Annotated in this window: 13 protein-coding genes and 1 pseudogene; 5 read left to right on the plus strand and 9 right to left on the minus strand. The window is 44.0% G+C overall.

Annotated features, from left to right (window positions below; genetic code table 11):
- Together H6F63_RS15360 and H6F63_RS15365 are read right to left on the minus strand one after the other, a co-directional pair.
- Positions 1–277, minus strand: a pseudogene (locus H6F63_RS15360) (IS701 family transposase); the annotation flags it as partial.
- Positions 278–371: 94 nt separating this feature from the next.
- A protein-coding gene (locus tag H6F63_RS15365; RefSeq protein ID WP_199298062.1) for an IS630 family transposase occupies positions 372–1,243 on the minus strand; the annotation gives its coding sequence in 2 pieces (ribosomal slippage) (positions 372–926 and positions 929–1,243; 870 coding nt in all).
- A gap of 6 nt (positions 1,244–1,249) precedes the next feature.
- On the opposite strand from H6F63_RS15365, the gene H6F63_RS15370 reads away from it, so the two are divergent.
- Positions 1,250–1,492: a DUF1206 domain-containing protein gene (locus H6F63_RS15370; RefSeq protein WP_190638465.1), complete on the plus strand. Its 243-nt coding sequence runs from the start codon at positions 1,250–1,252 to the stop codon at positions 1,490–1,492.
- A 203-nt stretch (positions 1,493–1,695) separates the two neighbouring features.
- Here the strand turns inward: H6F63_RS15370 and H6F63_RS15375 are convergent, their stop codons facing one another.
- The 6 genes from H6F63_RS15375 to H6F63_RS15400 all read right to left on the minus strand — a co-directional run bounded on the left by H6F63_RS15375 (position 1,696) and on the right by H6F63_RS15400 (position 6,621).
- The gene (locus H6F63_RS15375) at positions 1,696–2,454 is read right to left on the minus strand and encodes a hypothetical protein (protein WP_190638466.1); all 759 of its coding nucleotides are present in this window, start codon (positions 2,452–2,454) and stop codon (positions 1,696–1,698) included.
- A 202-nt stretch (positions 2,455–2,656) separates the two neighbouring features.
- Positions 2,657–2,860, minus strand: coding sequence for a hypothetical protein (locus H6F63_RS15380; RefSeq protein ID WP_190638467.1), 204 nt, complete (start codon positions 2,858–2,860; stop codon positions 2,657–2,659).
- Positions 2,861–3,777: 917 nt separating this feature from the next.
- On the minus strand, positions 3,778–3,978 hold the full coding sequence (locus tag H6F63_RS15385) for a hypothetical protein (protein ID WP_190423974.1): 201 nt from the start codon (positions 3,976–3,978) through the stop codon (positions 3,778–3,780).
- 211 nt (positions 3,979–4,189) lie between these two features.
- A complete protein-coding gene (locus H6F63_RS15390) occupies positions 4,190–5,287 on the minus strand; it encodes a HAMP domain-containing sensor histidine kinase (RefSeq protein ID WP_190638468.1) in 1,098 nt (365 codons plus the stop codon).
- A 2-nt stretch (positions 5,288–5,289) separates the two neighbouring features.
- The gene (locus tag H6F63_RS15395) at positions 5,290–5,997 is read right to left on the minus strand and encodes a response regulator transcription factor (protein WP_190638469.1); all 708 of its coding nucleotides are present in this window, start codon (positions 5,995–5,997) and stop codon (positions 5,290–5,292) included.
- A 165-nt stretch (positions 5,998–6,162) separates the two neighbouring features.
- Positions 6,163–6,621 (minus strand): hypothetical protein, encoded by a 459-nt coding sequence (locus H6F63_RS15400; RefSeq protein WP_190423980.1) that lies wholly within the window; start codon positions 6,619–6,621, stop codon positions 6,163–6,165.
- A gap of 198 nt (positions 6,622–6,819) precedes the next feature.
- On the opposite strand from H6F63_RS15400, the gene H6F63_RS15405 reads away from it, so the two are divergent.
- Positions 6,820–7,602: a CPBP family intramembrane glutamic endopeptidase gene (locus H6F63_RS15405; protein ID WP_190638470.1), complete on the plus strand. Its 783-nt coding sequence runs from the start codon at positions 6,820–6,822 to the stop codon at positions 7,600–7,602.
- Positions 7,603–7,849: 247 nt separating this feature from the next.
- Here H6F63_RS15405 and H6F63_RS15410 read toward each other — a convergent pair whose 3' ends face one another.
- On the minus strand, positions 7,850–8,755 hold the full coding sequence (locus tag H6F63_RS15410) for a CoB--CoM heterodisulfide reductase iron-sulfur subunit B family protein (RefSeq protein WP_190638471.1): 906 nt from the start codon (positions 8,753–8,755) through the stop codon (positions 7,850–7,852).
- A 563-nt stretch (positions 8,756–9,318) separates the two neighbouring features.
- Here H6F63_RS15410 and H6F63_RS15415 point away from each other — a divergent pair.
- The 3 genes from H6F63_RS15415 to H6F63_RS15425 are packed head-to-tail and all read left to right on the plus strand — an operon-like array spanning position 9,319 to position 11,743.
- Positions 9,319–9,477: a hypothetical protein gene (locus H6F63_RS15415; protein ID WP_190638472.1), complete on the plus strand. Its 159-nt coding sequence runs from the start codon at positions 9,319–9,321 to the stop codon at positions 9,475–9,477.
- Between the two features lie 13 nt (positions 9,478–9,490).
- Positions 9,491–10,417 carry an isoaspartyl peptidase/L-asparaginase family protein gene (locus H6F63_RS15420; RefSeq protein ID WP_190638473.1) on the plus strand — a complete coding sequence of 309 codons (927 nt, stop codon included), beginning with the start codon at positions 9,491–9,493 and terminating at the stop codon, positions 10,415–10,417.
- A 54-nt stretch (positions 10,418–10,471) separates the two neighbouring features.
- Positions 10,472–11,743, plus strand: a complete 1,272-nt coding sequence (locus tag H6F63_RS15425) for an ATP-grasp domain-containing protein (RefSeq protein ID WP_190638474.1) — start codon at positions 10,472–10,474, stop codon at positions 11,741–11,743.
- The last annotated feature ends 3 nt before the right edge of the window (positions 11,744–11,746 follow it).

The raw sequence follows: 11,746 nt of genomic DNA on the forward strand, positions 1-11,746 counted from the left end.
TTAATCTTCGGCTTTTTAATTTCTTTACTGACCAATCTGAATAGGCAAGAAAATGATGTAATGACTGTGCCGAGTTTATACTTACTACTTTGGCTATTTCTGGTAATGATTTTCTTTTTATTTCTGATATTATTCCTAAATGTAAATACTTTAAGCATTCATAATTTCTGACTTCTTTGAACAGGTCTTTATACTCTGCACAATATTCATCTATTATTGCCACTGTTGGCTGGGCATCCCTTGGCAAATGTTTCCGGATTTGTAATTCTACATCCATTGCTCTATCTACCTTGTAGAGTTTTTTCTTTTCATTCTTCTACTTATAATACCCGGAGAGTGACAGAAGAGGGTTATAGCACTCGAAGTATAGGTTAGGACGCTAAACGAACAGAAGTATCTACTCTTTCTCGGAAATCTTCAATCGTTCCAATGGATTTTCTAACCCGATTTTTTATCGGAAACCAGTAATGCTCAATTTCATTCAAATCCGGGGAATAGGGCGGTAAATATTGCAGTTCACATTCGACTGATTCGATTAATTCTTTAATTGAAGCGGATTTATGAAATGTTGCATTATCTAAAATAATAGTTTTTCCTGGTTTCAACTTAGGCAGAAGTTCTGATGATAACCACTTCTCAAATACTGCTCGATTACAAGAACCTTCAAAAGTCAGTGGGGCTATCAGTTTTCCTTGGCATAAACCACTTATTATACTCACCCTAACACTTCTTTTTCCTGACTTCATATCATAATATCTTTGCCCTTTTTCATTCCATCCATATCCGTAATCGTCTCGGTTATCTATCCCTGATTCGTCAACATATACTAAATCTTCCGGCTTCTTTAACTTGATTTTTTGCAGAAATTCTTGCCGAATTTCTTCATTTCTTTCTCGATACCCATAAGTTTTTTTTTGCGAGTAAAGTTGATTTTTTTTAACGCCTTCCCGATAGTCAGGTCACTGATTTTCTCCGGCCAAGCTTGGGCCATTTCTTTTTGGGTCTTGCTTCCCTGTTGCTGAGCAAATTTTCTAAAACTTTCTAAGTCTGTAATTTTCGCTCCATACCCTTGTTGATATCCTTCCTTGGCTTTATAGTCTCCTGTTTCTTCCCTTCTAGCCAACCAGAGATTAATGGTATTCCGGCTAATTTTAAATATTTTACTGGCAAGGCTTTTGCTCATCCCATCATCAATGGCCTCTAACACTTTCTTTCTCAAGTCGTAGCTGTAGGGTGAAGGCATTTTTTTTTGAAGTTTACTTTTTGTCTATTATGTCCTAATCTTTGCTTCGAGTGCTATATCGGTCTTTTGGTGATTCAAGCTGCACTTCAGGATGACCCAGGCGAAGTTCAAGGACTGGGGGGTTCTCTGCAAGCGCTTGCAGAAGAACCTCTCGGTCAGTGGATTTTGGGCGCGATCGCTTTTGGTTTCATGGCCTATTCTCTCTATATGTTGATTCAAGCGCGGTATCGTCGCATTGATCCCCCATAAACTAATCTAATAATCTTATTTACTGGGTTGAAAGCTACTTTTTTTAACCCAAGTGCCGAGACAAGTCAAATAGGATTGCTATATAAAAATTTTGATTTCTTCGTAAACAATAATTTGGGGATAATTAGTGATTGGAGAAAAACTATTACCGTTGTAAGTTTGCTCTGTGCAAAATAGCGTTACCTACTAAATGGCTCAATCTCTTATTTCAACCTTTTGACTGACTGAGCAATTACTACAGGTTGGTTCTCATATTCTATTTTCAATTCAGGCTGCAAGTTAAAATCGAAATCTCTCTCGATTTCGGCTGTAACAAACTTGCGGACTATACCTGTCACTTCAACAATTTCACCTTTTTTAATCGGATATCCTGCTATAACGGCACCTGTCACGAGTAACTCTTTACCCCCAATTAGTTCTTGGTCATCGAGTAGAAAGGTATTTGAGCTGATAACTTTTTCAACATTGCTAGTTACAGTTACAACCTGACCAAAGTATTTATTTGGTTCTTCTCCGACTTCACCCGGTTCGGGTGTTAGAGTCACATCCGAGGCTATAATTACAGATTCGCCCTCGTATTTTTTAAATAAATCATCCTCTAAATCAAGGCTCAAATTTCTCTCGATATCGGCAAGAATAAATTTAGTAACTTTACCCGTCACTCTGACATGAGAATCTTCAATTAGACGCGCTTTTTTAACACTTACTATCAACACTACTGGGTCGATAAATAGCGTTTCCCCTTCGATTAAGAACGCTTTTGAGCCCATAAGTTCTTCGACTTCGCCATTTACAGTTATAGTTTTGCCTATGAAATCCTTAGCCGATTTGCTAACAACTTTACTTATCGTTGTGGTAGCCTCAGGAGTATATGAGGGAGTACACGCGGCAAGAAATACAGCAAAGAGTAATAGAGCGATCGCTTCTTTAGCCTTCCATTTATGCAAACATTTATTTACCATTAAGATTACCACTCTTGAAAATCTCTTTACTCTTATCAATCACTCGAAAATAGTCACTGGAAAAAGTAATTTTTCTTTCTTCAGTGTGGGGCAGATAAAATTTATGAAGTTTCGGTAATCTAATACTTGAAAGAGAATAAAAACCGATTCATAAAACTAAGGGGAAGCAACTTGCTTCCCCTTAAATTATAAGCCTGTCAGCTTATGGCGTTACTGGGGCTGCTGGGTATACATCTTTAACAACCAGTACGGGCTTGTTCTTGTATTCCACTTCCAGTTTTCTTCGCAATTCCAAATCCCAGGTTAAATCGTCTTCTTTTTTAATGTCAACGACAACGAACGGACGAAGAAGACCAGTAGCGACAACCTTTGTGTCCTCTTTAATAGGTGTTGTTGTCGCAACCAACTTTATAAAATAACTTTTACTTTATTTTATATGACTTGTAGCACCAATCAAACTGCCTGACTTTTACTCAATTAACCCTAACGCGATCGCTCCCTTTACTTTCCACAACCCTTGAGCCAAACCGTTATTTTCTAGATTATTTTGTATCATTTGGGAACGCTTTCAAAACTATAATATTTTAGGCATAATTGATAAATTTTCCTACTGATTATGGACAGAAAACCCCTTATTTTTAAACTCAATAAAGGTTTCTTTCCACTGTTTTTAAAATGCCCAACTAGGCAACGATAAAACCCCCCGCCACCCAATTAAATCAGGCAACTTATCGTCATGGGATAACGACCAATTACTTGTAATTTAAAAGCCAAAGCCGCTGTTTTGCGTCTGCCTAGAGAAAGAGAAGTAGAATACATACTTATTTCTCAAGGAGTGCTCTTTGTGAACTTTCTTTAAAAGCGAGCTTGGTGGAAGCGATGTCCCACCGGAACAGCCCACAATAGGTAGGGTTTGGACTCCATTTTTCCCCTCAACAGCAACCTCTGTACCATTCACCCTAACTTACTGCGGCTTAAACCCTTGGAGATGCAGTTGTACACCTGCGTAAGGGAAAGCTTAATCGCCCGTTGTTCTATCTATCAAGCTCTTTTATGGTGGCGACTAAATACCACTGATATCAATATTAAAGGTGTGAAAGTGAAATACTGCTTGAAATACTTTGAGATCCAATGTCATGCGATCTAAAAGCATTTCAAGCAGCATTTTTATCAAGCTATACCAAATACTCGTCCTAGATATATGAATCGCCAGACTGATTGACAATTATTTGACAATAGTCTCTTTACAAGAACCCATATAATTCAATTGCTATTCTCAACTGAGAATAGCATTAAGAAAAACAAAAACAGTATTGCTTTTCCTTATAATTGAGATTTGGATTTCAAAATTTCTATATAAGCAATGGGAAGAACCAGAGGCCAGAAAACAGTTGCTACCACCAAAGTCACAAAACCTGCAAGGCGCTCTTGTGTCTTCCAAGTGCGATCGCGTTTGAAGAAGTCTAACCAGATAGTAAACAAAGTGGTGGCTATCAGCAGATAAATAACTTCTACGCAGATCATAAGTGTCTCCAGAACAACTTCTTTTATAAGGGTTCCCGTAATCTAGATCGGCCATTACTATTTCTTTACAAAACGTTACAACAAATAGTAGTGGCTGATACTTACAGCCTATCAGCCTGGTGTTGCAACCATGTGACCAACTTGTGTAGAGAATCTGTAGCGAAAGAAAGTTGTAGGTAGCTGATCCCAATCCGAAATAAAAAATTTATACTCAAGCCAAAGGCAGAAAAAAACGAAACGTGCTGCCCATGCCCAGCTTACTTTCTACCTCAATCTGACCGCCTTGCAGTTCAATCAAGCGCGAGGAGATAGCTAACCCGATGCCAGTTCCTCTAGAATTTTGACGAGACTCGTCAGCCCGCCAAAAACGCTCAAAGACATGGGGCAAATCTTCCGGTGCAATTCCTTTACCCGTATCAACTACAGCAATCCACAGCCGTTGTGATGCACTCCAAACTCGGACAGTAATCGAACCAAAACTGGTATATAGCAGCGCATTTCCCAACAGATTCACCAAAACCTGTTCCACGCGGTCAATATCAGCTAAGACGGGGGGCAGTTGGGGCGGACAGTCTAATTTCAGGGCTACCGGGCCATCTTCTAGTAACTGCTCAGAAAATCTTTCTACCAGAGACTCTAATAAAGGTCGTAAATTAACAGGCTGGAGATTAATCGGCAGATAGCCAGCTTCCGCCTTAGAAAGTTCCTGCAAATCGTTGACTAACCGCTCTAACCTAGAGGTTTCGCGCACCAGCTGCTGGTAAACTTCTGGCGATGGTTCAATTCCGCCGTCAGCCATCTCCTCCAAATAACCGCGAATCACTGTTAGGGGTGTCCGAAGTTCGTGAGTGAGGTCGCTAATAAGTTCCCGCCGCCGCTGTTCCACTCCTTCGAGACTGGATGCCATGCGATTAAAACTTGCAGCCAGCCGATTGAGTTCCCGAATTTCGCTGTTTGGTAGTCGTTCATCCAGATGTCCGGCAGCAAACTTTTGGGTGATTTGTTCCATTTGTTTCAAAGGCTGGACGATCCGCCGCGTTACCAAATAGCTCAATCCACCAGCTGCGGTAGCACCCACAAGAACTGATAATAAGGTGCTGCGACTCCAAGCTGTTTCAAAGCTTCTTACCAGCTGCCTCCGGGCATAGCGTACTTGCACCCCAGATATTTCGATTTGTTGCAGCTGCACGATAAAAAAGCGCGGCGAAGACAATTTGCTAATCGCCAGTAGGCTACCCACTCCCACCATCATGACCAAGAGGTGGGAAAGAAATAGACGCGATCGCAATCCAACTTTATTGAACGGCATTTTTATCCTATGGCATCTTCAAATTTATAGCCAACACCTACCACCGTCTTAATAAAGCTAGGATTGGCTGGATCTGGCTCAATTTTTTTCCGCAACCGTGCCACATGAGTATCTACAACTCGTTCATCACCAAAAAAGTCATCTCCCCAAAGTTTCTCTATTAGTTGCGTTCGGTTCCAAACTCTACCAGGATGACTGATAAAAGTAGATAACAAGTTAAATTCTAGAGTCGTCAAATCTAAAATTTCTGATTGTTGAGAATCGATTTGGCGTTTAGCAGTGCGCTGCTCTACATCAAGAGCGAAATGTTGGGTATGATAAACCTGATGCTGTCCTCCCTGACGCAAGCTGCGGCGCAATAACGCCCTTACTCTAGCAACCAATTCTCTCGGACTAAACGGTTTGACCAGATAATCATCAGCACCAGTAGAAAGTCCGATAACGCGGTCAATTTCTTCACCCCTAGCGGTCAGCATCAAAATATAAGGGTCTTTCGCACCAGGTTTCTGTCGGATTCTGGCACACACTTCCAGCCCATCTAAACCAGGTAGCATCAAATCAAGAACGATTAAATCTGGTTGTTGCTCCTGAAAAACTTGTAAAGCTTTCAAACCATCGCGGGAGTGATGGCAAGAAAAACCCTCTCGTTCTAAAGCTGTCTGGATGAGCTTAGCAATTTCCGGTTCATCCTCAACAATCAAAATATCCATTTATAACAATTAAAAATTAGTAAGTAGGTGGGATTAATTATTTGTAGGATGGGTTACGCTATCGCTAATCCATGCAGATGTTGGGTTTCCTACGTCAACCCACCCTACGAACATCTTCAATCTAATCGCGTCCGCCTACTTAAATTAAAAATTGAGCATCAATTTTTAATTTTTCGGACGCATCGCTTCTCGACCCAATATCATCATCCCAGCAACACCTAGACAGACAAACCAGACGTATTGATACCAATATTCTCGAATCTGTTCTGCTGCGCTAAGTTCCGGGTGCAGGGCATCTAAATAGAGTACCAATAAAACCATAAATAACGCCCCAAACCCCGAAAAGGTCAAACCGATGAAAATTCTAGCGGGTTTTAGTTCATCATCACTGATGGCATCCAGGTCAATTTCTGCCAACTCGCTGAGAGACTCATCTGCAACTGCTGAAGCTGCTTGCAAATTATTGGCCACAGGCGGCGGCAAAACTGGCATTAAGGTTTTTACGGTTTTGCGTCGCAGCAAACATTCTGTATCCCGCAGCAATGCTAGAGGCTTTGCTTGAGGGTAGTCAAATTCGGCGGCTTTGGGTGTCGATGTAGTGGTGACTTCCGGTTCAAAATCCATAGCTTGCCTACCAGTGCTTGTTTCTAAGATACAGCACCAAACTGGATTAAAGGTATATCCGGCAAATAGCTCTTAAGTTAGTAACAAAGCTTTTTTTGTTCGCCCAGTTAGGTGAACCCTGATGGAGGAAGTGCGATCGCTCTAGCTAATTCTATGCTGAAACTTAGCTGGAATTTGAGAAAACTATAGATGATTAGGATGTCTAGGAAAGCAACCTTAGACCCAAATAAGTCCGCGAACTTAAAAGTCTTTGGAATACTAACGGCTGGCGGAGTGCTTGGCTCCTTAGCAAGCCTTCCTTATGTTTTTAGCTTAATCGAGCCGCCTCCCATACCTATTTGGCAATTCTTGCTATTAGCGACAATACAAGCTTCCGTGCAGACAGCTTTCCTCACCGGGCTGGGACTTTGGTTAGGGGGTAAAGTTGGACTAGGCGCACCCGTGCTTAAAGCTTGGTTAGCAGGCGACCCGAAAGCGTTCCATCGGTTTCGGTCATCCCTACCCATATCTGTTGGTGCAGGTGTGGTCGTAGCAGCGATTATGTTGCTGCTAGAGATTTTTGTGTTTGTCCCCTTGTTACCTGATGCCTTACGCAAAGTATCGCTTCCCTCAGTGTGGCAAGGTTTCTTGGCTTCCTTCTACGGTGGAATTACCGAGGAGTTGATGTTGCGCTTGGGTTTGATGACGTTACTGGTTTGGTTGGGAACAAAACTCACCCGTCAGCAACATCCTAAGTCAAGTGTAATGTGGAGCGCGATCGCTCTAACTGCCTTAATTTTTGGGGCGGGTCACTTACCAATAACCGCTCGTCTAGTTCCCCTAACTCCCTTTGTGGTCACACGGGCCCTATTGCTCAACGGTATCCCCGGATTGCTTTTTGGCTGGCTCTATTGGAGAAAGGGACTTTTAGCCGCAATGGTAGCGCACTTCTGGAGTGACATCGTTCTGCACGTTATTGGAGCAGCTTTATTCTTGGCGTGAAAAAGTTATTCACTTACCCAACAAGTGCTTATACAGCGGCTTGCAGTCGGATGAAGTACAGGCTATCTGGAGAGATGCCCGACTTATCTAAGAAGTCGGGCATCTGTGTCCCTCACTCACAAGGGAAAGCGCTGTATGTGTTCGAGTTCGTCCCTCAACGAGGGAAACCCCCACAGCAGGGTGGCTCCCCAACCTAGAACTTTTAGGGTTTGACGGCCCGCTTCATTAAATGTGGAACAACTTCAAACTAAAAGCCTAATTTTTCCAACACCGGACGAGTTGAGACAATGTGCCTATCTAAACCGAGTTGTTGCGGACTAATCCCCAACGCGAGGCAGATAAGCTGAGGTAGATGCAGCACTGGCAAACCCAAAGTTTTGCCGATTACCTTTTCCACTTCCGGTTGACGAGAATCTAAATTCAGGTGACACAATGGGCAAGGCGTTACCATACAATCGGCACCAGCGTCAAGTGCTTCTTGGATGTGCGAACCAGCCATCTTAAAAGATTGCGTCGTCGCATAGCTGGAAAGAGGCCAGCCGCAGCATTGGGTGCGTCCTCGGTAATAAACTGGTGTCGCCCCCAGCGTCCGGAACACATTCTCCATTGATTCTGGTTCCAGCGGATCGTCGTAGGGTATATGAGTTTGGGCGCGTAGCAAGTAGCAACCATAAAATGCTGCACACTTCAACCCAGCAAGCTTGCGGCTAACCCGGTTTTGCAGTTCTTCTAGCCCGTAATCTGCTACTAACGCCCATAGTAGGTGTTTGACTTCGGTACTGCCCCGATAAGGGGAACAGCCTTCTTTTTTCAATAAGCCATTAACCTGCTCAAAGTAGTTTGGGTTGGTTTGTTGGGATTCCTTCAAGCGTTCATCCACATGACCAATCACCCCTTGACAAGTGCTGCAATGTGTGAGCAAGGGCAGATTCAGTTGCTCGGCTAGAGCAATATTGCGGGCGTTAACGGTATCTTCTAGTAGTTGGGAATCTTCTTTGAAGGTGCCAGAACCGCAACAGGAGGCTTTTTTCAGTTCAATCAGTTCAATTCCCAATGCTTGGGTGAGGGCTGCTGTAGATTGGTAAAGTTCCCGGCAAGCTCCTTGGGCAACGCAGCCGGGGAAGTAAGCATATCTAAGAGTTTGGGATGGCATAGCCTTGAGTGAAGAAAACACGCGATCGCATGAGCGTAGCGTGGGGGAAACAAGCTGATATCTCTATCATCGCTCTTGAAGGGGGAATTATTAGGTCACGTTGCGAAGATAAACATAAAACCTTCTCGATGTGAGTTGGGCGTTTGTAGGTATACAGATGGGCTGGTATTGAATCCTATTGTGAGGATAGATACAGCTATTTTTTGATTGGGATGAGGCTGCCTTGAAATAACCGAACAGCCTATTGTTCGCGCTTGCAGAATTTTAAAAAATAATGTATCGAAAGATACAGATTGACGTAATGTAGAACTCCGTCTGTAGAGAAAGCCAGCCGCCTCCTGCGGTAGAAGCTTGGTAAAACGACGGCATCTATTCTATTAAGAAGCCACTGCCCCGTAAACATTCCCAGCCATCAGCAAAAAACGACAAGGATGCAACTCAAGCTTATCAATCAACAAGTTGTTGCCATCTTGGGAGTTTCTTGCAGTATCAGGCGCAAAACTGTTTAGCAATTTGCTAAACAGGGCGTCAACTTGGTAGTGGCTGCTTGTAGTCAGGTAGGGTTGAACCTTCGTGTAGACAAGATTCCTCGCATGGGCAGTAACGCGGTTCTAGTCGTTGCTGATGCAACCGTCTTTGAACAAGTCAAGGCAGTTAAAACAGTTGAAACTGCCAGCGAGGATCAGTCAACGCCAAAGGTGCTGTATTCAAATTCAATTTAGCTGGTAGAAAAATATGACAATAGCGATCATTGTGCATGGTGGAGCAAAAACCATTTCAGAAGATAAGACAACAGCGAATACAGAAGGTTGTTTAGCTGCTGTCGAGGCAGGTTGGGCTGTGCTTGAACAAGGCGGTAATGCCAAAGACGCAGTTGAGGCTGCCATCCGAGTGCTGGAGAGCGATGCAACCTTCAATGCCAGTCTTGGTGCCACCCTCGACGTTGAAGGCCAAGTGTACCTGGATGCCGGGATGATGGAAAGTGACAAATTGCGGTGGGGAGGTGTGGCAGCAGTACAGCGAATCGCTCACCCCATTTCAGTGGCAAGGAAAATTTTAGACGAAAAGCCGTCGCTGCTTGTAGCAGAAGGCGCAGAACGCTTTGCTGCTGAGCATGGCTGCGAGATGTGCGAGCCAACAGATTTGATTAGTGATGAACAGCAGGAGGAATGGGAGCAGCAGAACACGCCGCACGATCGCCCTGCTACTGTCGGCTGTGTGGCGCTGGATATCAATGGTAACTTGGTTGCCGGAACCTCAACGGGAGGTCTTGAGAACCAACTACCAGGTCGTGTAGGGGATACCGCACTGGTGGGAGCTGGCTTGTACGCGAATAGTCAGGGAGCTTGCTCAACTACAGGCGATGGGGAGTCTATAATCCCGGTGGGTTTGGCTAGGACTGCTGTCGATCTATTGGCGGGTAATTCCCCTAGCTCGAATGGCTCCGCTACCCGTCATCCAGAGGAAGCAGCTCAGATGGCAATTGATAAGCTCAAGCAGCAGGTTTCTGGAGAAGCCGGATGTATTGTTTTAGATCCTCACGGACAAATCGGTTGGGCGTACAATTCCCAAGACATGGCAGTTGGCTATAGAAGCTCAGAAATGGATCGGGCAGCAGTATTTACAAAGAAGGAAGACGAGCGTTTCGCTAAAAGCGCATAATTGCTTTGACTGCTTCTGGTAAATAACGGTTTTGAGACCTCCAGGCATCTCCCTATGAACCATCAATACAACTTCCAGTATTTCCAAGGAAGTTCTTTTTCTGAGCTATTTGCCCAAGACATAACAGATGCGGGGTATACGTTCATCTTGAATTACCCCGCGACTGCTAGTTGGGCAACTTATCCCAACACGAAAAAATACTTCCTTCAAGACGGTAGTGATGAAGCCACCAAAACTGGCTATGACAAGATTGGTGAGAAGGAACCTTGGAAAAACCTGGCGGTTCTAGGGGATACCATTCCCGGCATTATTCTTAGTCCGCCGCCAGACCTGTTAATTGACTACTGGCGAGAGTGTTTTGGCTTTGGCTACAACAATTTGGAACTGTTGGATCGGCAGGTTTATTTAGATGAACTCAATCAGAGCGATCGCTTCGAGCGAGTTATTACCTTATTCCCTTTCGATGGTTTACTTCCCCAGAAGCACGCTGTCGATCCAGATACTCACTACCGTCTCCTGAGCAAAGTGACGCTAGCCGATCTTGGGGTACCCTGTCCAAAGTATCAGAGCTACAATCTGCACACCTGCAATCTTGATGAGATTAAGTTACCGGAGCAATTCCCCTACTTGATCAAAACATCTCACGGACTCTCAGGCGAAGGTACTTATATTATCAAAAGCGCCAGCGACCTGAACTACTCTTTGGAAGAAATCAGGAAATATCTGGCTATCAAGCTGGTGGATACCATCATCGTCTCGGAGTTCGTCAAAGATGAAGTACAAAACTACTGCGTGCAGTTTTACGTCAACAAGGTAGGAGACATCACGCTGATTGGTGTTACTCAGCAACTCGTCACCCCTGATGGCAAATATCTAGGGGGGCTAATTCACTACCGTACTGACATGAGCAAGTTCTATGAGATGATTGCTGCTGTCGGTCAGTATGCTCACCAGCAGGGATATTTCGGCGTTATTGGGTTCGACGTGTTGGAAAATAAAGACGGCGAACTTTACGCGATCGATGCCAATTTTCGAGTTAATGGCTCAACGCCCCTCTGCTTGCAGCGTCATAGGCTGCTGGAACTAGGGAAGGAAGTCGCTAAATATTCCAGTGACTACCGTATGGATGGAACCTTGGAGTCGATTTTAGTCAACCTAAAGCCAGAACTAGAGCGCCAGGACTTCACGATCCTGTCGGCTCTAGAGAAGGTTAAATATGGCAAAATCTACACAGAAATTTACGGAATCGTCACTGGAGAAACCCTTGAGGAGATGCAGAGCATTGAGCATAGCCTGCATGATAAGGGATTGCAGTTGGTTAGCTAAGTG

The organism is Trichocoleus sp. FACHB-40, assembly GCF_014695915.1.
Lineage (GTDB): Bacteria > Cyanobacteriota > Cyanobacteriia > Cyanobacteriales > FACHB-T130 > Funiculus > Funiculus sociatus.

Excerpts from the sequence above, each read along its gene's own strand:
- H6F63_RS15395 (WP_190638469.1), bottom strand. The coding sequence starts at position 5,997 with ATGGATATTTTGATTGTTGAGGATGAACCGGAAATTGCTAAGCTCATC.
- H6F63_RS15385 (WP_190423974.1), bottom strand. The coding sequence starts at position 3,978 with ATGATCTGCGTAGAAGTTATTTATCTGCTGATAGCCACCACTTTGTTT.
- H6F63_RS15375 (WP_190638466.1), bottom strand. The coding sequence starts at position 2,454 with ATGGTAAATAAATGTTTGCATAAATGGAAGGCTAAAGAAGCGATCGCT.
- H6F63_RS15390 (WP_190638468.1), bottom strand. The coding sequence starts at position 5,287 with ATGCCGTTCAATAAAGTTGGATTGCGATCGCGTCTATTTCTTTCCCAC.
- H6F63_RS15425 (WP_190638474.1), top strand. The coding sequence starts at position 10,472 with ATGAACCATCAATACAACTTCCAGTATTTCCAAGGAAGTTCTTTTTCT.
- H6F63_RS15405 (WP_190638470.1), top strand. The coding sequence starts at position 6,820 with ATGTCTAGGAAAGCAACCTTAGACCCAAATAAGTCCGCGAACTTAAAA.
- H6F63_RS15420 (WP_190638473.1), top strand. The coding sequence starts at position 9,491 with ATGACAATAGCGATCATTGTGCATGGTGGAGCAAAAACCATTTCAGAA.
- H6F63_RS15400 (WP_190423980.1), bottom strand. The coding sequence starts at position 6,621 with ATGGATTTTGAACCGGAAGTCACCACTACATCGACACCCAAAGCCGCC.
- H6F63_RS15410 (WP_190638471.1), bottom strand. The coding sequence starts at position 8,755 with ATGCCATCCCAAACTCTTAGATATGCTTACTTCCCCGGCTGCGTTGCC.